18 protein-coding genes are annotated in these 20,079 nt (G+C 37.8%); 7 read left to right on the forward strand and 11 right to left on the reverse strand.

Going from position 1 to position 20,079, the window contains the following annotated elements:
• The first annotated feature begins 115 nt into the window (after window positions 1-115).
• The 3 genes from mfd to NL42_RS04775 all read left to right on the forward strand — a co-directional run bounded on the left by mfd (window position 116) and on the right by NL42_RS04775 (window position 5,735).
• Window positions 116-3,577 (forward strand): transcription-repair coupling factor, encoded by a 3,462-nt coding sequence (mfd, locus tag NL42_RS04765; protein WP_461311939.1) that lies wholly within the window; start codon window positions 116-118, stop codon window positions 3,575-3,577.
• Between the two features lie 201 nt (window positions 3,578-3,778).
• The gene (locus tag NL42_RS04770; protein ID WP_004792657.1) at window positions 3,779-4,213 is read left to right on the forward strand and encodes an HIT domain-containing protein; all 435 of its coding nucleotides are present in this window, start codon (window positions 3,779-3,781) and stop codon (window positions 4,211-4,213) included.
• 55 nt (window positions 4,214-4,268) lie between these two features.
• The gene (locus tag NL42_RS04775) at window positions 4,269-5,735 is read left to right on the forward strand and encodes an adenylate/guanylate cyclase domain-containing protein (protein WP_461311940.1); all 1,467 of its coding nucleotides are present in this window, start codon (window positions 4,269-4,271) and stop codon (window positions 5,733-5,735) included.
• A gap of 52 nt (window positions 5,736-5,787) precedes the next feature.
• Here NL42_RS04775 and fdx read toward each other — a convergent pair whose 3' ends face one another.
• From fdx to NL42_RS04815, 8 genes are all read right to left on the reverse strand, one after another.
• Window positions 5,788-6,126, reverse strand: a complete 339-nt coding sequence (gene fdx, locus NL42_RS04780; RefSeq protein WP_004792653.1) for an ISC system 2Fe-2S type ferredoxin — start codon at window positions 6,124-6,126, stop codon at window positions 5,788-5,790.
• Window positions 6,127-6,143: 17 nt separating this feature from the next.
• Window positions 6,144-8,003 (reverse strand): Fe-S protein assembly chaperone HscA, encoded by a 1,860-nt coding sequence (gene hscA, locus NL42_RS04785; protein WP_461311941.1) that lies wholly within the window; start codon window positions 8,001-8,003, stop codon window positions 6,144-6,146.
• A 38-nt stretch (window positions 8,004-8,041) separates the two neighbouring features.
• Window positions 8,042-8,560, reverse strand: coding sequence for a Fe-S protein assembly co-chaperone HscB (gene hscB / locus NL42_RS04790; RefSeq protein WP_016138263.1), 519 nt, complete (start codon window positions 8,558-8,560; stop codon window positions 8,042-8,044).
• 84 nt (window positions 8,561-8,644) lie between these two features.
• Complete coding sequence (gene iscA / locus NL42_RS04795) at window positions 8,645-8,965, reverse strand: iron-sulfur cluster assembly protein IscA (protein ID WP_003651558.1); 321 nt, start codon at window positions 8,963-8,965, stop codon at window positions 8,645-8,647.
• Window positions 8,966-8,995: 30 nt separating this feature from the next.
• Window positions 8,996-9,382 (reverse strand): Fe-S cluster assembly scaffold IscU, encoded by a 387-nt coding sequence (gene iscU, locus NL42_RS04800; protein WP_003651560.1) that lies wholly within the window; start codon window positions 9,380-9,382, stop codon window positions 8,996-8,998.
• A gap of 67 nt (window positions 9,383-9,449) precedes the next feature.
• Window positions 9,450-10,667 (reverse strand): IscS subfamily cysteine desulfurase, encoded by a 1,218-nt coding sequence (locus NL42_RS04805; RefSeq protein ID WP_005304823.1) that lies wholly within the window; start codon window positions 10,665-10,667, stop codon window positions 9,450-9,452.
• A gap of 1 nt (window position 10,668) precedes the next feature.
• Complete coding sequence (locus NL42_RS04810; protein ID WP_016138261.1) at window positions 10,669-11,142, reverse strand: Rrf2 family transcriptional regulator; 474 nt, start codon at window positions 11,140-11,142, stop codon at window positions 10,669-10,671.
• 110 nt (window positions 11,143-11,252) lie between these two features.
• On the reverse strand, window positions 11,253-11,900 hold the full coding sequence (locus tag NL42_RS04815; RefSeq protein WP_461311942.1) for a hypothetical protein: 648 nt from the start codon (window positions 11,898-11,900) through the stop codon (window positions 11,253-11,255).
• 208 nt (window positions 11,901-12,108) lie between these two features.
• Between NL42_RS04815 and NL42_RS04820 the strand changes: the two genes are divergently transcribed.
• The 3 genes from NL42_RS04820 to NL42_RS04830 all read left to right on the forward strand — a co-directional run bounded on the left by NL42_RS04820 (window position 12,109) and on the right by NL42_RS04830 (window position 15,002).
• Window positions 12,109-12,564, forward strand: coding sequence for a phasin family protein (locus NL42_RS04820; protein WP_446090516.1), 456 nt, complete (start codon window positions 12,109-12,111; stop codon window positions 12,562-12,564).
• A gap of 168 nt (window positions 12,565-12,732) precedes the next feature.
• Complete coding sequence (locus NL42_RS04825; RefSeq protein WP_001043034.1) at window positions 12,733-13,005, forward strand: HU family DNA-binding protein; 273 nt, start codon at window positions 12,733-12,735, stop codon at window positions 13,003-13,005.
• 131 nt (window positions 13,006-13,136) lie between these two features.
• On the forward strand, window positions 13,137-15,002 hold the full coding sequence (locus NL42_RS04830) for a SurA N-terminal domain-containing protein (protein ID WP_461311943.1): 1,866 nt from the start codon (window positions 13,137-13,139) through the stop codon (window positions 15,000-15,002).
• 48 nt (window positions 15,003-15,050) lie between these two features.
• Here NL42_RS04830 and NL42_RS04835 read toward each other — a convergent pair whose 3' ends face one another.
• Window positions 15,051-15,995, reverse strand: a complete 945-nt coding sequence (locus NL42_RS04835) for a cupin domain-containing protein (protein ID WP_461311944.1) — start codon at window positions 15,993-15,995, stop codon at window positions 15,051-15,053.
• Between the two features lie 189 nt (window positions 15,996-16,184).
• Here NL42_RS04835 and NL42_RS04840 point away from each other — a divergent pair, with 189 nt between their 5' ends.
• Complete coding sequence (locus NL42_RS04840) at window positions 16,185-17,405, forward strand: alkane 1-monooxygenase (RefSeq protein WP_461311945.1); 1,221 nt, start codon at window positions 16,185-16,187, stop codon at window positions 17,403-17,405.
• Between the two features lie 107 nt (window positions 17,406-17,512).
• Here the strand turns inward: NL42_RS04840 and NL42_RS04845 are convergent, their stop codons facing one another.
• On the reverse strand, window positions 17,513-18,718 hold the full coding sequence (locus NL42_RS04845) for an acyl-CoA dehydrogenase family protein (RefSeq protein ID WP_461311946.1): 1,206 nt from the start codon (window positions 18,716-18,718) through the stop codon (window positions 17,513-17,515).
• Window positions 18,719-18,741: 23 nt separating this feature from the next.
• Window positions 18,742-20,025 (reverse strand): acyl-CoA dehydrogenase family protein, encoded by a 1,284-nt coding sequence (locus NL42_RS04850; RefSeq protein WP_461311948.1) that lies wholly within the window; start codon window positions 20,023-20,025, stop codon window positions 18,742-18,744.
• Window positions 20,026-20,079: the final 54 nt, after the last annotated feature.

The following is a 20,079-nucleotide window of genomic DNA, read 5'->3' on the forward strand; positions in this document are numbered from 1 at the left end:
AAATATAAAAAGTAGAGCTAACTAGTAGTTTGATTTTCAAAAAAATAACTCATTTCACTAAAAACATCATGCTACTATTAGGCTCATATCTTCTTAGCTGATAAAAGCCATATACATGTTTCAACAAGAAATCTCTCAACTGAATTTACAACAGCTCAAAGCCGGTGAAAAGCGTTGGGTGGGGTCGTTATTAGGTTCATCTGCTGCATTATTATTCAAAGAAATTGCTGTTCAGCATTCGTCTTTACTTGTTGTAGTCGCCAGAAATAACCAGCATGTTGCTCAATTAGAAAGTGAACTTGAGTTTTATGGCATAAAACCGACAATTTTTCCTGATTGGGAAATCTTACCGTATGATCGTTTGTCACCTCATCAAGATATTGTTTCAGAACGCCTAGCGATTTTATCTAATATGCCTCAGAAGGGTGTATTGCTCCTTTCGGCGAGCACTTTAGCTCAAAGAGTTGCACCATATTCATGGGTTTTAGGTGAGCATTTTGATATTCGTGTAGGTCAAAAATTTGATTTAGAGCAACAGAAATTACGTTTGGTACAAGCTGGTTATCATTTGGTAGATACTGTTTATGATCACGGTGAGTTTGCTGTGCGTGGCAGTATTATGGATATTTTTGCGTCAGGGCAAGAAGCGCCTATTCGTATCGATCTATTTGACGATGAAATTGATACATTAAAATTCTTTGATCCAGAAACGCAAAGAACGACTACAGCTTTAAAAAGTTTTACAGTTTTACCTGCAAAAGAATTTCCGTTAAAAGAAGCACGTTCAATTTTTAGAGATCGGTATTCTGAACTTTTCCCTACAGCAAACCCTAAGAAAAACCCGATTTATCAAGATGTTTTAGAGGGAATTGCTTCACCAGGAATTGAATTTTATTTACCATTGTTTTTTGATAAAGCACAAATGGAATCGCAAAGTACACTTACAACGTACTTTCCAAAGAATTGCATTGTAATTACAACTAATGATGTAGATACTGATTTAACTAACTTTTGGAAAGAAGTTTTTCGTCGTTATGAAGATAGACGTCATAACGTAGATCAGCCAATTCTTCCACCTGAAGAGTTATTTATTGCTCCAAATCATTTGCTCAGTGCTTTAAATCAGTTCCCGCGTATGCTTGTAAGTGCCGAGACTGTTGAAGAAAAAACTGGCGCATTAAACCTTAAGGTCGAGCAGCCACCAAAGTTAGCGGTCGATCCGAAAAAAGAAAAACCGTTTGCCGTTGTTAAAAAATATATTGATGAAGCAAATCATCCCGTTTTATTGGTTGCAGAAAGTGCAGGTCGACGTGAAAGTTTAAGAGATGGTTTGCGTGCCAGTTTAGGAGATATTCCTGGCGTAGACAGTTTTGAACAGTTTCAGACGAGCCAGTTTGCAATTGCTATTACAAATGCTCCGCTAGACCGTGGCTTACTTTTAACTGACCAATTGTCAGTTATTTCAGAAAATCAGTTATATGAACATCGGGTAGTTCAGCGACGTCGTAAACGTCAGCAAGAAGTTTCAGAAGAGTTCTTAATTCGAAGTTTGACTGAACTCAGTATTGATGCCCCTGTTGTCCATATTGATCATGGTGTGGGGCGTTATGCAGGATTAGTTACTTTAGCAATTGAGGGGCAAGATTATGAATTCTTGCAGCTAAATTATGCAGAAGGGTCAAAAGTTTATGTCCCTGTAACTAATTTGCACCTTATTAGTCGCTATAGTGGTGGAGATCCAGATTTAGCTCCACTTCATAAAATTGGAAGTGATGCTTGGAGTAAAGCTAAACGTAAAGCTTTAGAACAAATTCATGATGTTGCAGCCGAATTGTTGCATATACAAGCACGTCGTCAGTCAAAACCTGGTTTTGGTTTTGAACTCGATCAATCGCTTTATATGCAATTTTCCAGTGGATTTGCTTATGAAGAAACGCTTGATCAGGCGAATGCTATTGAAGCGACCCTTCATGATATGCAACAAGCTAGGCCTATGGATCGCCTTGTTTGTGGCGATGTGGGTTTCGGTAAAACTGAAGTAGCCATGCGAGCCGCGTTTGTTGCTGTGCAAAATGGTAAGCAAGTTGCTGTTTTAGTGCCTACAACTTTACTTGCACAACAGCATTATGAGTCTTTTAAAGATCGTTTTGCTGATTGGCCGGTGCGTATAGAAGTGTTGTCACGTTTTGGTTCAAATAAAACCCATACAAAAAATATTGAAGATTTAATTGCGGGTAAAGTCGATATTGTGGTGGGAACACACAAGCTTTTACAAGAAAGTGTGCAATTTAAAGACTTGGGTCTAATGGTCGTCGATGAAGAACATCGATTTGGTGTGCGTGATAAAGAGCGTATCAAAGCATTGCGTGCAGATGTAGATATGTTAACGCTTACTGCAACACCAATCCCACGAACTTTAAATATGGCTTTTTCGGGAATGCGTGATCTATCTATCATTGCTACACCGCCAGCCCGTCGTTTAGCGGTTAAAACCTTTGTACAAGAACATACGGAAGCTTCTATCAAAGAAGCTATCTTGCGTGAATTACTACGTGGCGGCCAAGTATACTTCTTACACAACGAAGTCGATACGATTGAAAGGGCTGCTGAAAATATTCGTGTTCTTGTACCTGAAGCTCGTGTGGCAGTCGCTCATGGACAGATGAGAGAACGAGAGCTCGAACAAGTTATGCAGCAGTTCTATCACAAAGAATTTAATGTATTGGTATGCTCAACCATTATTGAAACCGGTATTGATGTTCCAAATGCCAACACTATTTTGATAGAAAGGGCCGATAAACTTGGTTTAGCTCAATTACACCAATTACGTGGGCGTGTGGGGCGATCCCATCACCAAGCCTATGCTTATTTATTAGTTCCATCTATAAAACACTTGAAAGGTGATGCAGAAAAGCGTTTAGATGCAATCCAGCGTGCTTCAACTCTCGGTGCTGGTTTTATGCTAGCTACAGAAGACTTAGAAATTCGCGGTGCAGGTGAGCTTTTAGGTGAGCAACAAAGCGGTTCAATGCAGGCAATTGGATATAGCTTGTATATGGAAATGCTTGAGAAAGCCACTAAGGCAATTCAGCAAGGTAAAACCCCGAATTTTGATGCGCCTTTATCTTTAACAGCAGAAATCAATTTACATATTCCAGCGCTTATTCCAGATGAGTATTTAGGTGATGTGCATCAGCGTTTATTGTTCTATAAACGTATTAGTAATACAGATACGCAAGAAAAACTCGATAATATCCGTATGGAATTAATTGACCGTTTTGGAGTTCCACCGCAATCAGTTAAACATTTATTTAGTGTTCATCAGGTTCGCTTGAAAGCAGAGCAATTGGGTATTACAAAAATTGATATCAATACGCAAGGTGGCAATATTGAATTCTCACCAGATACACCTGTTCAAGCGATTAGTGTTATTCAACTCATGCAAAAGCATCCGAACTATTATCGTATGGAAGGTGGTCAGCGTTTGAAGGTTATGGTGCAGCTTGAAGAACATGAAAAACGCATTCAATTCATTAATGATTTGTTAGCTAAATTATTAAATGAAATACATGCTTAAATAGTGTTTCAAAGTGATTTTCATTCCATACAAATTTTTTGTAAGCTCATATCAGAATTTTATGCACCATTTCTCTAATCACAGGAGAAATAAGTGCATAAAATCATTGTTATTTGTAATCAAACCAGCCACTAGCAATACTCACATCAAAACTGATGTGATAGTATTAGCCATTATTGTTTATTGTCATTTATAAAAGATATGTTTAGTTTGCATCCACAACTTGCTCAAGATACTTTTTTTGTAGGCGATTTTCCGCTTTCAACATGTCGTTTAATGAATGATATGCAATTCCCGTGGCTGATTTTAATCCCTCGTGTGCCGGGAATCACAGAATTATATGAATTGAGTCAAGCTGATCAAGAACAGTTTTTACGTGAATCAAGTTGGTTGTCTAGCCAGCTAGCTCGAGTATTCCGTGCTGATAAAATGAACGTTGCAGCTCTAGGTAACATGGTACCTCAGTTGCATTTCCATCATGTCGTGCGTTATCAAAATGATGTTGCATGGCCTAAGCCAGTTTGGGGCACACCTGCAGTTCCATACACAAATGATGTACTGGCTCATATGCGTCAAACCCTTATGCTTGCTTTACGTGGTCAAGGTGATATGCCTTTTGATTGGCGCATGGATTAATCGATGCAACGCCACATTTATATGAATGTGGCTACATTGAGGTTTGGAGGATAGGGTGCAATTAGAGAGGTTTATCGATAGAGAGCCTAAGCAGTTTGCATATTTTCATCGCTTGATGGGATATTCAATTCTGTCCTTAATTTTAGTGATCTATGCTTTTACCTCACCTAATACAAATTATCAGATCTATATTCCTCCTTTTTTTCTGTTTTTACTTTTTATTAGTTCGAAGTTAGAACACTGGCTTCAATACCAATTTGATAAGAAAACTCAAAAAAGTGTCTTTTTTGCAATTGATGCAATTGTCGTAGCAGTTACCTTGGCGGGTCTGCATCTTAATTTGGTACCTACATTTATTGCAGTATTTGCATTATTTTATTCTGCAATTAATAGCCGTATTTCTTTCGCAGTCATTTGTTTGACGAGCCTGCTAGGCGCGATTATTTTTTATTTAAGTACGTTTTTCCTTTTTGGTTTTTATACATATTTTGAACCTACTAGCCAAGAGTTAACTGTTATTACACTCTTGGGTTTGGTTATGTTTATTACCATTGGAAATTACTACCAGCATCGTTGGGTTAAAAAAATTAGTCAGCAGCGTCAACATTACTATGATCAAATGACCCGCTATATTGCTTTTGCTAATCAGTTAAGCCGTTATGCGCCACTACAGTTGTGGCAATCTATCATGCGCGGTGAAGCTGAAGCAAAAATTGAATATAAACGAAAAAAAATGACGGTATTTTTTTCTGATATTCAGGGCTTTACAGAGTTATCTGAAACGTTAATTCCTGATGACTTGGCATTTTTGCTTAATGATTATTTAAGCCATATGACTGAAATTGCCAAGCAATATGAAGCTACAGTTGACAAATTTATGGGGGATGCCATCCTCATATTTTTTGGTGATCCAAATTCTCAGGGCGTAGAACAAGATGCCAAAGCCTGCGTAGAAATGGCAATCGCTATGCGTCAACAAATGAAATTGTTGCGCGAACGTTGGAAAAAAATGGGCTATTCAGCCTTACACATCCGTATGGGAATTAGTACAGGTTACTGCCACGTAGGAAATTATGGCGCAACACATCGTATGGCTTATACCATTGTCGGTCGAGATGTGAATTTAGCAGCTCGTTTACAATATGCTGCTGAAATAGATGAAATTTTAATTTCAGATGATACTTATCAATTAATCAAAAGTGATTTTCTTTGTGCTCCCAAAACGCCAATTTACTTAAAAGGTATTCAAGGTGCTGTAAAGACCTGGCAAGTGATGGAGAAATACACAGGGAATAAGTCAGATCATCAGCAATGGTTCGACTATGAGTATAAAGGCTTTCATTTAGTACTTAATTTAGAAGAAGTACAAAACTATGAGTACCCTGAATTAGTAGAAGTACTTGAAAAAATGATTCAACGACTTAAAGTTCAACAAACTTTAATTAATACTCAAGGTATTGCGCGGTTAAGACTAGAAGATGAAGTTAAACCTATTGAAATTGATCAACAAGATCAGGTTTAAAGTTTAAAACGTGAAGTTAAAAAAAGCTGCTTTAAAAGCAGCTTTTTTTATTTTAATGGCTTTCGGATGCGTGATTGATTGTGTATTTAGGAATCTCAATTTCTAAATCTTCATCAACAATCTTCACTTGGCAAGAGAGACGAGAATCTGGTTCAAGCCCCCAAGCCCGATCTAAAAGATCGGCTTCAACATCATCCATTTCTTCTAGGCTGTCAAAACCCTTGCGAACGACTACGTGACAAGTTGTACAAGCACACGACATGTCACAAGCGTGTTCAATTTTAATTCCTCGATCGAGCAAACTTTGACAAAGATTTGCATTTTGTTCGACTTCAAATTCTGCGCCTTCAGGGCAAAATTGAGCGTGAGGAAGTACTTTAATACGGGGCATATTGATCACCTATACCTTTAGTTTGAATTTGACCAATCTTCAAGTTTTGTACCTTTTAAGGCGTGGTCAATATGTCGATTCATACGTAGTGCGGCAAAAGCATCACTATGTACTTTAAGTTGTTCTACAGCTTTTTCAATTGCTTGAATATCATTGCCTTCAAGCTGTACTTTTAGCAAATTCTCAGCAGTTTTAAGTGCATCAAGCTGCTCATCATTAAGCAAATCGGCATCAACTTTGAGAGCTTGTTCTAAAGCTTCAAGTTCACGTTGTGCTTCAACTTTGGTTTCTTTTAAATGACGCAGGTTTTTATCTTCTTCCGCGTGTTGGAAGCCTTCAATTAATAAGCGTTCAGTATCAGATTCTGATAAACCATAAGATGGTTTAATATCAATTTGAGCCTGTACACCTGAAGTTGTTTCACGAGCCGAAACAGTGAGTAAGCCATCTGCATCTACCTGAAAGGTAACTTCAATGCGTGCTTGACCAGCAGTCATAGGGGGAATGCCGTGAAGGACAAATCTTCCTAATGAACGACAATGTTCTACTAAATCTCGTTCACCTTGAACCACATGAATAAGCATGGCTGTTTGGCCATCTTGATAAGTTGTGAATTCTTGACGACGAGCAACAGGAATAGCGGTATTACGTGAAATAAGACGCTCTACTAATCCACCCATGGTTTCTAAACCAAGTGAAAGAGGAATTACGTCTAAAAGTAATGAGCCGTCTTGACTGTTTCCAATTAATTGGTTGGCAGTAATCGATGCGCCAATTGCAACTACTTCATCAGGGTTGATCGTGCAAAGTGGTTCTTGATTAAAGACATTTCGAACTGCTTGCTGAACAGCATACGAACGGGTAGAACCACCCACTAAAACAACATTTTGAATATCTGATAATTCAAGTTTTGCATCACGTAAAACACGCTTACAAACACTGATTGTTTTATCTAAAGCAACCTGAATAATGCTTTCAAAAGTTGAGCGACCAAGTGTGAGTACATTTTCAAGTAATTTTAACTGAACTGATTCTTGCGTAGATAATTGTTCTTTTGCTTGACGAGCAGCAACAATAAACACTGCATATGCTTCGTCGCTCAAAGTATCAATATCTAGCTGCTTTTTAGCCCATTTAACAATGAGACGATCTAAATCATCACCACCTAATGCAGTGTGGCCGCCGGTAGCTAAAACTTCAAAGACACCTTGTGAGAAACGCAAGATTGATACGTCAAAAGTACCACCACCTAAATCATAAATTACATAGTTATGATCTGTGGCTAAATTAGTTTCTTGGTCTAAACCATAAGCCACAGCAGCAGCAGTTGGCTCATTTAATAAACGTAATACATTCAAACCCGCAAGTTGTGCTGCATCACGAGTTGCTTGTCGTTGAGCTTCATCAAAATAGGCAGGAACAGTAATTACTGCACCATTTACTGGATTCTGCAAGCTAGTTTCAGCACGGTCTTTTAATTGTTTTAAAATTTCAGCAGAAATTTCAACAGGGGTTTTACGACCGGCACGTGTTTCAAAAGCTGGCATCTCGTTTTCAGAACCCATTAATTCATACGGATGCTGAAATTTGATATCTGCTTTTGAACGACCCATAAAGCGCTTTACAGAAACAATTGTATTTTTAGGGTCGGCAATAAGGAAAGGCTTTGCTTCTTCACCATAGTGAGTAGCATCATTTCCATAGTGCACAATAGAAGGAAGGAGTCTTCTTTCTTTTTCGTCATTGAGTACTTTAGGTTTGCCTGATAACACTGTCGCAACTAAAGAATGTGTTGTTCCTAGGTCGATACCAATCGCAATGCGGTGTTGATGTGGGGCACTGGATTGACCCGGTTCAGCAATTTGCAAAAGTGCCATGAGTTAAATCCCTTGAATATAATTTGGAAAAAGCAAAATTAAAAATCGTCGTCTAAATCAAAGTTGTCTTCGTCATCCAACATTTGATCTTCTGCTTTTTCAATATCGTTAAGAACGCGCTGGAAGAAACGTAATTTGCGTACAGTATCTCGAGCTTCACCCCAGTCTTCATCTGAGTAATCAATTTTAAATTCGCGAACTAGACTTTCTATCCACTGAAACACTTCTTGTTTAAGAGTGCTTAGATGCTCTTGTGAGGTTGCTTCATCAAGTTGTTCACGAAGTTCCAACGCTGATTGTAAAAACTCAAAATCGCTAATAGATTGATCGAGGTGATGGTCTTGCTTTTTTAATGCTAAAAGATAAGCGGCGCGGCTGTCTATTTGCGATAGTGTTTTAAAAGCTTGATTGATTTCACTTGATTTGATCAAAGCCTGATTTTTATCTTCTGCTTTATCAGGATGATGTTGCTGCTGCAAATTCAAGAAACTAGATTTTAAGCTCGCCAAATCGATATCGAGTTCTACGGGTAAATTGAACAACTCAAAATGATTCATTAGAAAGGAGGTCCACGTTAATTAAATACATTAAAACAGTGCTATAAAAAGACACTGTTTTAATGAGAGATGGAAGGAGAAGGGTTATACAGTGAAAGACTCACCGCAACCACATTCACCTTTTTTGTTAGGATTGTTAAATTCGAACCCTTCATTAAGGCCATTTTTAACGTAGTCCATTTCTAAGCCTTCTAAATACACTGAGCTTTTTGGATCTACAAATACCTTAACGCCAAATTGTTCGAAAACTTGGTCATGTTCATCAATAGAGTCCACAAACTCAAGAACATAGGCCAATCCAGAACAACCAGAAGTTTTCACACCCACGCGAATGCCTTCACCCTTACCTCGATTTTTAAGGTAATTGCTAATATGAGTCGCAGCATTTTCAGTTAAATGAATCATGAAAACTCCAACGTTTACAATGGTAACAAATTAAGCTTTTGATTTCTTAGTGCGATAATCTTCAATCGCAGCTTTAATCGCATCTTCAGCTAATACAGAGCAGTGAACTTTTACTGGTGGAAGTGCAAGCTCAGTCGCAATATCAATATTCTTGATGGTTTGAGCTTCATCAAGAGTCTTGCCTTTTAACCATTCGGTTACAAGAGAACTTGATGCGATTGCAGAACCACAACCATAAGTTTTAAAGCGTGCTTCTTCAATTACACCGTTATCGTTTACTTGGATTTGTAAACGCATTACGTCACCACATGCAGGTGCACCGACCATACCTGTACCAACATTTTCAGAGTTTTTATCTAAAACACCAACATTACGTGGATTTTCGTAATGATCAATTACCTTTTCGCTATAAGCCATGTCGCTTCTCCAAACCTCGGGGTCAGCCTAATATTAATATGAGGGTAAAAATACTAATTTCAATGAATTAGTGTTCAGCCCATTCAACTGTAGAAAGATCGATACCTTCTTTATACATATCCCAAAGCGGAGAAAGTTCACGTAATTTCTCAACAGCGGCTTTGGTAATTGTAAGCACATGATCAATGTCTTCTTCAGTTGTGTATTTACCAAAACTGAAGCGGATTGAGCTGTGTGCTAGCTCATCAGATAAACCTAATGCGCGAAGAACGTATGAAGGCTCTAAGGTTGCAGAAGTACAAGCAGAACCACTTGATACAGCTGCATCTTTGAGCGACATCATTAAAGATTCACCTTCAACAAAGTTAAAGCTGACATTTAAATAGTTAGCAACGTTTTGAGTTGGGTGGCCATTTAAGAAAACTTGTTCAAGATCTTGTAAACCATTCCAAAGCTTGTCGCGAAGCTTGCGAATACGCTCTTGTTCTGCTTGCATTCTTTTGCCAGCAATTTCAAAAGCTTCACCCATACCAACAATTTGATGAGTCGCTAAAGTACCAGAACGCATACCACGCTCATGACCACCGCCATGAATTTGTGCTTTTAAACGAACACGTGGGCTACGACGTACATACAATGCACCGATACCTTTTGGACCATAAATTTTATGAGCAGAGAAACTCATTAGATCAATTTTCATGGTAGATAGATCAATTTCAACTTTACCAGCAGCTTGAGCAGCATCTACATGAAAGAAAGTTTTATTGGCGCGTGTTAATTCACCAATTGCTGCTACATCTGTAACTGTACCGATTTCGTTGTTTACCATCATAAGAGAAACAAGAACAGTATCAGGACGAAGGGCAGCTTTTACCATTTCAGGGGTAATTAAACCAGTTTGTGGTTCTGGTTCTAAATAAGTAATTTCAAAACCTTGATCTTCTAATTCACGACAAGGATCTAGAACAGCTTTGTGTTCAATTTTACTTGTAATAATGTGCTTGCCTTTAGATGCATAAAATTGTGCTACACCTTTTAGGGCAAGGTTATCTGATTCAGTTGCACCAGAAGTCCAAACGATTTCACGTGGATCAGCTTTAATTAAATTTGCAACTTGCTCACGTGCATATTCAACTTTCTCTTCTGCCTGCCAGCCATAAGCATGGGAACGAGATGCAGCATTACCAAAGGTACCGTCGAAAGTTAAACACTCCATCATACGTTCTGCAACTTGCGGATCTACTGGAGTGGTTGCTGCGTAATCAAGATAAATTGGACGTTTCATATCAAATACCTGTACCCGATAAAAGAGCTGAATCTATGCCAGTCACATTTTGGCGTAATGCAACAGTTTGAACGTTGTCTCGGCTAATGAGGTCGGCAAGAGAGATTTTTGCTAAATAGTCGGCAATATGATGAGAGAGTTCTTGCCATAAATCGTGTGTGAGACACATTGCACCATTTTGGCAGTTAGCTTTATGGTCGCAACGTGTTGCATCAACAGTTTCATTTACAGCTTCAATAATTTCTAACACAGTAATTTCATCAGCATTTCGAGCCAAATGATAACCACCATTTGCACCACGAACGCTAGAAACTAAGCCATGACGCTTAAGTTTTGCGAATAACTGTTCTAAATAAGCAACTGAAATGGATTGGCGAGCGGCAATTTCGGCGAGCGTGATCGTTTGTTCAGTTGGCTGCAAAGCTAAATCAAGTAGAGCAGTCACTGCGTAGCGACCGCGAGTTGTAAGGCGCATGATTCGATACACATGTTAAGACTAGATAATAGGATTTTATGAATCCCGACTAAAATAGTCAAGTTTTTTTATTTTTAATTCAAGTGCAGGAACAAAAGGGAAAAATTAATTTAAGCAGCCCACAAATTATATATGAAATAAACAATAAATATTAGGCTAATTATACCAAAGGCGAAGTTAATATTACGTTGACGCTGCTGTAAGCGAGTAATTCGATTTTGATATTGTTTGATTTCGACATGAAGTGAATTGATTTCTGAACGTTGTTGATCAATTTTTTCAAGCAATGGGGCAATTCGTTTGCGTGAAGCAAGGGCTTCAGCTTCATCATCAGGTGTATTAAACCATTGCTTCCAGTCTGCTAAAAGTTTAGGCAGAGTAAGGTGTGAAATTAAGTCTAATAACTCTTTTTTGGTTTCTGCATCACCATCAATTCGCATATTTTTAAGACTGCGCTGGTTTGAAAAAGCGAAAATCTTAATTAAATCGATAAGTGTACTATTGATTTCAAGATCAATACGTCGGTCAAAAGAATGAATATCGAACAACAAACCCTTTTCTGTAAATTGAACATAAAAGTCAAAAAAAGGTAGGTAGCTATTGATACGAATAGTTGTTTTGTTTGAAATAAACTTTTTCGCTTGCAAGCGAAGAACACCATCGTGGGTGAGAATAAATGAAAAGAAAGTTTCTAAAATAATTAGAACAATATTCAGCAACAGACGGGGGTGTTTTTGTCTTTGTTGCGTTTCACTCATAAAAGTTTATCCTTACAAATAGTAGTTAACCGAAGAATGGGACATCCTATCCCAAACTTTAATAAATGTCCTGTTAAATATATTTACATGACTTAATTGCTTTGTAGAACAGTTTTGTAAATGGATCAAGTCTTTACTTTGATATTATAGAAATATTTTGTGGTCAAATCAGTCATCATCTCTCTCATCTGATTAGGAGCTTAGATCAATGGATAATGCAAATATAGATACACAGGTAGAAGAGTTGGAAGAAAAAAATAAATTAAAATCAAGAGGTTCAAGAAAGTCAGCCTTGGATTTTAGAAAGTATACCAAGCAAATTTGGTTAGCTGGGCTAGGAGCTTTTTCACGAGCGGAAGAAGAGGGTAACAAGCTATTCGACTCTTTGGTTAAGGTAGGGGAAGAGCTAGAATCTAAAACTGGCGATTTAGCAGATAACACTGTGGGTAAAGTTACAGAAAAAGCAAAAGAATCTGTATCTGAAACAAAAGATAAAGTAGAGAAAATTCTTGATACCAGTGTTAACCATTCTTTAAACCGGATTGGATTGGTCACTCCGAAGGATTTACAGCACATTGAACAGCTCTTAGTACAGCTTCATATTAAGGTGGATGCTTTAATAGAAGAAAACCAGCAATTGAAAGAAAAATTGAATAAAAAGTAAAAAATGTTGGGATTTAGCAAATATATAACAGTTTTTTAGCATTTATTTTCGCTAAAAGCCCTGCTCTAGTATTGCGTTTTCCCCCAAAGCATTGCTATAAAGGCGTCATGGCCTTTTAAACTATAGCCTTGGACCTTAAACAAACGATATTAAGAGGATGTTTTATTCATGAATAAATCAGAATTAATCGATGCAATTGCTGAAAAAGGGGGAGTATCTAAGACTGATGCAGGCAAGGCACTCGATGCGACAATTGCGTCAATTACTGAAGCACTTAAAAAAGGTGACACAGTAACTTTAGTCGGTTTTGGTACTTTCAGTGTTAAAGAGCGTGCTGCACGTACTGGTCGTAACCCTAAAACTGGTGAAGAGCTTCAAATTAAAGCAACAAAAGTACCTAGCTTCAAAGCTGGTAAAGGTCTTAAAGATTCAGTAGCTTAATCTTTTAAGATGATTAAACGCGCCAATATAGGCGCGTTTTTTATTAAAAATCTGAATTGACCAATATTGCTCATTCATTGATTGTGGTTTTTCAGTTAAAATTCTCCTCGAAATAAAATATTGGAATACTTATGGAATCGTTTCGTACAGTCATTAAGGGTTGGCTCGGCAAAGTCCTTCTAATTTTGTTTTTGACCCCTTTAGCACTTGTAGGTATTGAAGGATATTTTAATAGGGGAAACAAGGCTGATGTTGCAAAAACAGTAAATGGCCAAGAAATATCTAAGAAAGACCTCGAAACTTTAACTCAGTCTTACAAAGAACAATATTTAGCTGCTGTAAAAGGTGATGAGAGTTTACTTAATTTGCCTGTTATTCAGGCTAAGGCACTCGACATTTTAGTGTCACGTAATTTACTAATTCAACAAGCTGAAAAATTAGGTATTTCACTAAGTGATAGCCAAATTGAGCAAATGTTAGCTCAGCAGCCTAGTTTGCAAGAAAATGGACAGTTCTCGCAAAAGCTCTATGAAAATTATTTACGTTCTGTTGGTCTGACAAGTCAGGGCTTAATATCTAGCCTTCGTCAAGATCATGCTTTAAAAATGCTAACTTCAACTTTTTCTGATTATTCTTTGGTAAGTAAAGTTGATTTAATGCAAATTGCGAATTTGCAAACTGAACAGCGTACATTACATTTGGCGAGTATTAAATTAGATGGTTATAAAACAGGTTTAACTGCATCTAATCAAGAAGCTACAGATTATTACAACAAACACCAAAATGAGTTTAAACAACAGGCTTCTGTTGATGTGGATTATATTGTTCTGTCTCCATCAATGATGGCTAAACCAGCTCCTGCAACTGAAGCTGAACTTCAGCAAGCATATAGCAAGTTCGTTGAAACCCAGAAAAAAGATGCTAAACGCACTGTGAAGCATATTTTAATTACGACTGATGCTCGTGATGATGCAGCGGCTCAAAAACTTGCTAAAGAAGTATATGCAAAAATTCAAGGCGGTCTTACATTTGCTCAAGCTGCATCTCAGTTTTCTGAAGATCCAAGTTCGAAAGCAAAAGGTGGTTTAGTTGAAGCATATGCACCGGGTGTTTTTTCAGATGCGTTTGATAAAACTGTAGTTAGCCTAAAAAATGGACAAGTTTCTCAACCAGTAAAAACTCAATATGGTTATCATATTATTGAGGCAGAAACTCAAGCTAATCAAATCCCTTCATTTGAAGCTGAGAAGGCGCGTTTAACGGCTGAGGTTGAAAAGAATAAAGTTGCGACTGTTTATTCAGATACCGTAAACAGTTTAAATGAAACGATTGTTGGTAATGATTCTTTAGAAGCTGTTGTGCAAGAAGTAAAAGGTACAAAAGTTGAATCATTAAATGGCGTAACTTTAGCTACACAAAATCCATATTTAAGTGATCCAAACGTTAAAATTAAATTGTTTAATGATGACGTGAAAAATGGTGACCGCAATGCATCGTCTAATATCCAGCTAGCGAATGGTGATACGGTATGGGTTAAAGTACGTGATTATCATGCTGCTGGTGTAGAACCTTTAGCACAAGCGATGAATGAAGCGAAAGCAAAAGTTATCGATGAAAAAGCACGTAAAGCTGTTCAAGCAAAAATTGCTACAATGTTAGCTGAATTTAAAACTCAACCAGCAGATCAAGTGGTTGCTAAAAATAAAGTGGCATTTGAATCGGCTGGCGTATTTAGTCGTTCACAAGGATTAAAGCGTGAAATTGAGCGCGCAGCATTTAGTGCAGCTACACCTAAGCCAGGTATGTGGTCTGTTACGACAGCAAATTTACCAAATGAGCTGGTTGTTGTTGCGGTTTCAAATGTAAATTCATCTGCTGCAAATGCTATTCCTGCTGATCAGTTACAACAGTTAAAGCAACTTTATCGTCAGTCGCGTGGTCAACAAATATTGGAAGATTACAGTCAATATTTAAAATCACATGCGAAAATTAAATAATAATTTGATTCAATAAAAAAAGCGCCTCGGCGCTTTTTTTATTGGTAGTTAATCTAAGCTGTGTCCAATATATTGCTGTCTATATTGTTTAGGAGATAAATCAAAAATTCGTTTAAATGCCTGACTAAATGCTGTTTCAGATGAATAGCCAACCTTATTTGATATTTGCTGAATTGATAAGTTACTTGTGCGTAAATACTGACTGGCTAAACGAAAACGATAATGCTGTAAATAAGTTAGAGGTGGTTCACCAATAATACTGCTAAATAAGTTTGCAAATTTAGAACGTGACATACAGCATTGTTCAGCTAAAGATTCAACTGTCCATGTGACTTCAGGTTGGCTATGAATAGCAGATAATGCATTGCTCAGTTCAGGATGAGTTAAGGCGCTTAACCAGTTTTGTTGATCTGTCATCTGTTGAATATGGTCACGAATGCATTCAATAAGCAAAATACTGACTAAATGATCAATAATTTTGTCATGACCCGGCCTGATTTTTTGAGTTTCGATTGCTAGAAAATAAAGTCCAATTTGTAGCCATTCAGGAGGATTGGTTTGATTTTCATGTTGAATATGCATAATGGATGGTAGGGCATTAATGAGTGGCCCAGCCATATGAGTATCGATTTGGCAGCGTAAACATAGCAATAATGTATTATCTAGAGATGGAGTGCCAAATTCGATTGCGTCTTGTCTATGACCATTAAAAAGCGAAGTGATATCCAAAGAATCTACCAACTTACTCGCTGTTGATTTTGAATCAGTTGCACTATGTGCTTTCCCCGAAGGAATTAAAATAATATCGCCAGCAGTCGCAGTTATTTTTTCTGAAGCGTTAAGTTGAATATATACTGAACCAGTTAAAACAATATAAGCAAGTAGAGCAGATTGATCTTGTGTTTTAAAAGCCCATTCTCCTTGCGCTTTTAAATAGATGTATTCAGACTTATTCAGGTGAATATCATCAAAAAATTTACTTAGTGCATCCATATTTAAATGATCAATCATTATTTTAATAAAATTATAGTGAGCTATAAGAATAGATCAACATGTGTTTTTAGGACAGAAAAGTGCAAGAAAATGCCAAAGACTTTAACATAGGTTTTTTGGACGGTTACTACTGTTAACCAAACACTATTTCTTTAACTATATAGATATATAGAAAAAGGAAATATAGCTATGAATGCACCAGTAAATGTTCAGCAAGAACTTATGCCAGTGCCTGCGTCTATGCGTGAAATAGATCGCAAACGCTTTTTATGGATGATTAGTCCTGCTTTACCTGCTATCGGTTTAGGTATTTTAGCTGGTTATCAGTTTGGTCCACGTCCTTTGAAGAAAGTCTTCGCATTAGGTGGTCCACTTTTATTACATGTCGTGATTCCGGCAATTGATACTATTATTGGGAAAGATGCTCGAAATCCGACAGATGAAGAAATTAAGCTTTTAGAAAAAGATCCATATTACTCACGTCTTGTGAAGAGCTTTATTCCTCTACAGTATGCTGCAAATGTTTATGCATGTTATTTAACAAGTCGTAAAACGACATCATTTATTGATAAGGTTTTACTTGGTATTTCAATGGGTGCAATCAATGGTATTGCGATTAATACAGCCCATGAGTTAAGTCATAAGCCTGATCGTATAGATCATATTTTGTCTCATCTTGCTTTAGTTCCAACTGGCTATAATCATTTCCGTATTGAGCATCCTTACGGTCATCATAAGCGTGCAGCAACACCAGAAGATCCAGCTTCATCACGTATGGGCGAAACCTTCTATGAGTTCTGGCCACGTACTGTTATTGGTTCTTTTAAATCGGCAATAGAAATTGAAAAAAATCGTTTAAAACGTAAAGGTAAAGAATTCTGGTCTTCAGATAATGAATTATTACAAGGCTGGGGAATGACTGCTGCTTTTCATGGCTCTATGGTTGGAATCTTTGGCAAAAGTACAATTCCATATTTAGCAACACAAGCATTTTATGGCATTAGTCTTTTTGAAATTATTAACTATATTGAGCATTATGGTTTATTACGTCAGAAAAAAGAAAATGGTCAATATGAACGTACAATGCCAGAGCATAGCTGTAACAATAATAACGTAGTAACAAACTTATTCTTGTACCAATTGCAGCGTCATTCAGACCATCATGCTTATCCGACTCGTCCATTCCAAGCATTACGTCATTTTGATGAAGCACCAGAGCTACCAAGCGGTTACGCAAGTATGCTACTACCAGCATTAATTCCTTCATTATGGTCTAAAATAATGGATAAGCGAGTTTTTGATCACTATAAAGGTGATTTAAACAAAGCAAATATTTCACCAAAACGACGTGCAAAAATCTTTAAGAAATTTGGTGTAGTGGATAAAGCGTTAGACAGTACAACCGAATAAATAAAAATATTAATTCCTGAAATACGAAGCCCTCTAGTTTAATCGCTAGAGGGCTTTTTAGTTTTTGACATAAAGCTAATAAAAGAAGGGAAAATTTCCCTTAATTATTATTTTAGTTCGCTAGAAGATTTACCCAGTTCTCGGCGGGCAATGATTAATTGCTGGATTTGCTGAGTACCTTCAAAGATATCGAGAATTTTTGAGTCACGTGCCCATTTCTCAAGTAACTCATCTTCGTTATAGCCAATGCTTGCAGCTAGTTCGACACATTTTAAAGTAATCTCGTTACCCACACGACCAGCTTTCGCTTTCGCAATTGAAGCTTCTTTAGAGTTTGGCTTTTTGTTATCTGCCATCCACGTTGCTTTTAACATGAGTAGGCGAGCAGCTTCCCACTCAGCTTCCATACGGTAAATTTGCGCTGCAAGATTCGAAGCATGTAGGTAGGGCGTAGAGTAATTAGGATCGAGTTGATCTTTAAAAATCTCTTTAATACGTTCTAGTGAAGCTTTAGCACAACCGATTGCCATTGCTGCAACTAAGGGGCGAGTATTGTCAAAAGTTTCCATTACTCCAGCAAAACCTTTAGCGACATCTACTTCGGCATTACCTAAAAGATTTTCGGCTGGTACGCGGCAATCAATAAAACTAATCACTGCTGTATCTGAAGCTTTAATTCCCAGTTTATGTTCGAGGCGTTCAACCTTCATTCCCGGCGTACCTTTTGGTACCACAAATGATTTAATCGCTGCACGTCCAAGTTTACGATCAAGCGTGGCCCAAACGACGACAGAGTCTGCACGTTCGCCAGAGGTCACAAAAATCTTTTCACCATTTAAAATATAGTCATTGGCATCTTTGGTTGCAGTGGTGCGGATCGCAGCAGAGTCAGAGCCGCATCCTGGCTCAGTAATGGCCATAGCTGCCCATGTTCCTTTGAACCGCTCTAATTGCTCATCATTTGCAACAGCAGCAATTGCTGAGTTCCCAAGCCCCTGACGTGGCATACTCAGCAATAAGCCTGTATCGCCATAACACATTTCAATAATTCCAAGAGCGGTCGACATGTTAGTTCCGTTACGAATACCTTCGTTATCTGTATCGCCACGTTTCCCAGCACCTGCAGCTCCAGCATTAATCCCTTCGCCACCTTCATTCATACCATCAATGAGTGAAGCGAGCATATCGAGCTCTTTTGGATATACATGCTCGGCTTTATCATATTTACGAGAAATAGGACGTAAAACATTGATCGCAACATCATGTGCCTGATCAATCATCATTTTGAATTTTTTAGGATTTTGTAAATTCATTAAAGTATCCTCTGATTGATCATTTAAGCATGTAAGCCAGATTGTAAAATTGCAGTAGCCCGTAGATCGCGGTACCAGCGTTCAACAGGATGTTCTTTTGTGAAACCATGTCCACCAAGAATTTGCACTCCATCTGTACCGATTTTCATGGATTTTTCAGCACAAAGTAGTTGGGCCAGATAAGCTTCGCGGTGAAATGGTTTGCCTGATTCTGCAAGGCTTGCTGCGTTTAAAACCAGCATACGCATTGCATCAATTTCAATAGCCATATCTGCAATCATGAAAGCGACACTTTGGCGATGAGAAATTGGTTCACCGAATGCAGTTCGTTCATTGGCATATTTAATACAGTAAGCTTTTACAGCTTCACAAGTACCTACAGCCATTGCACACCACATTAAGTTGCCCAAATCTAAAAAAGCAGTGTAATCAAAGTCTGTTGCACCTAAGCGTAGAGCAGGAGTGTGATTAAAGCGAAGAGTTGCTGTTTCTGTGGCTTTAAGGCCCATGGCCGGAGTATTTTTTATTGAAATGGTTTCGTTGCATTGCACGACAAATACGTCTGGATTGCCGTTAAAGTCTGCACTTACTAAAAATACATCAGCTAAATTACCCAAAATCACTAATGTTTTTTCGCCATCAATAAAAAATTGATCATTTTCAAGTGAGGCTTTGGTTTTTAAAGCATAAGAATTAAATGCAGGAGTTGCTTCTTGAACTGCAAAGGTTGCTGTAATGTCTGAGTCTTCTGCAAAACATGGTAGGTACATTGACTGAACTTCAGCAGAACCCCAACGTGTGATTGCATTGATAACGCTAAATGTACTGAGTAATCCTGCTGTAAGGCTAAAATCACCTTCAGCTAGTTTTTCAGCTATTAATAGATTACTTACAATATTCTGTTCGGTCGCGACACCACCTAGTGCCTCTGGAAGTGCATAGTAGTTAAGACCTAGATCTTCCACATATTGCCAAAGACTTTCAGGAAACTGGGCATTCTGGTCAGCTTCATGTGCTAATCCTAATAAAACCTCTTGAGCAAATTGAGACATTGCATCAGAGGTCATTTGTTGTTCTTCAGTTAGGCTCAAATCAAATAGATTTTTTTGTTGGCGAGGTAATCGCTGTTGGGAGATCTGTTTTGGTTTAAATGCTTTTTGAGTCTGGCTTAATGCTTTAAAACCAGCTTTTGAACCTTGATAAAGAGATTTTTCAACAAATTTACGCAACTTGAGTTGATCAAGTACATCGCTTCCAGCCAATCTGGTGATCAGCGATAAACCCAAACCCTGAGCTTTATTGATCATACTTGTCATGATTATGGTGTCCTAACACGTTGTTATTGTTTTATGCTGACACGC

It is taken from the genome of Acinetobacter sp. GN11 (assembly GCF_054823985.1).

Coding starts and splice junctions, on each gene's coding strand:
- iscA (WP_003651558.1), bottom strand. CDS start 8,965: ATGATTCATTTAACTGAAAATGCTGCGACTCATATTAGCAATTACCTT.
- NL42_RS04825 (WP_001043034.1), top strand. CDS start 12,733: ATGAATAAATCAGAATTAATCGATGCAATTGCTGAAAAAGGGGGAGTA.
- NL42_RS04830 (WP_461311943.1), top strand. CDS start 13,137: ATGGAATCGTTTCGTACAGTCATTAAGGGTTGGCTCGGCAAAGTCCTT.
- hscA (WP_461311941.1), bottom strand. CDS start 8,003: ATGGCACTTTTGCAAATTGCTGAACCGGGTCAATCCAGTGCCCCACAT.
- NL42_RS04840 (WP_461311945.1), top strand. CDS start 16,185: ATGAATGCACCAGTAAATGTTCAGCAAGAACTTATGCCAGTGCCTGCG.
- NL42_RS04815 (WP_461311942.1), bottom strand. CDS start 11,900: ATGAGTGAAACGCAACAAAGACAAAAACACCCCCGTCTGTTGCTGAAT.
- hscB (WP_016138263.1), bottom strand. CDS start 8,560: ATGAATCATTTTGAGTTGTTCAATTTACCCGTAGAACTCGATATCGAT.
- NL42_RS04845 (WP_461311946.1), bottom strand. CDS start 18,718: ATGAATTTACAAAATCCTAAAAAATTCAAAATGATGATTGATCAGGCA.
- mfd (WP_461311939.1), top strand. CDS start 116: ATGTTTCAACAAGAAATCTCTCAACTGAATTTACAACAGCTCAAAGCC.
- NL42_RS04820 (WP_446090516.1), top strand. CDS start 12,109: ATGGATAATGCAAATATAGATACACAGGTAGAAGAGTTGGAAGAAAAA.
- NL42_RS04770 (WP_004792657.1), top strand. CDS start 3,779: ATGTTTAGTTTGCATCCACAACTTGCTCAAGATACTTTTTTTGTAGGC.
- NL42_RS04810 (WP_016138261.1), bottom strand. CDS start 11,142: ATGCGCCTTACAACTCGCGGTCGCTACGCAGTGACTGCTCTACTTGAT.
- NL42_RS04805 (WP_005304823.1), bottom strand. CDS start 10,667: ATGAAACGTCCAATTTATCTTGATTACGCAGCAACCACTCCAGTAGAT.
- NL42_RS04835 (WP_461311944.1), bottom strand. CDS start 15,995: ATGGATGCACTAAGTAAATTTTTTGATGATATTCACCTGAATAAGTCT.
- fdx (WP_004792653.1), bottom strand. CDS start 6,126: ATGCCCCGTATTAAAGTACTTCCTCACGCTCAATTTTGCCCTGAAGGC.
- iscU (WP_003651560.1), bottom strand. CDS start 9,382: ATGGCTTATAGCGAAAAGGTAATTGATCATTACGAAAATCCACGTAAT.
- NL42_RS04850 (WP_461311948.1), bottom strand. CDS start 20,025: ATGATCAATAAAGCTCAGGGTTTGGGTTTATCGCTGATCACCAGATTG.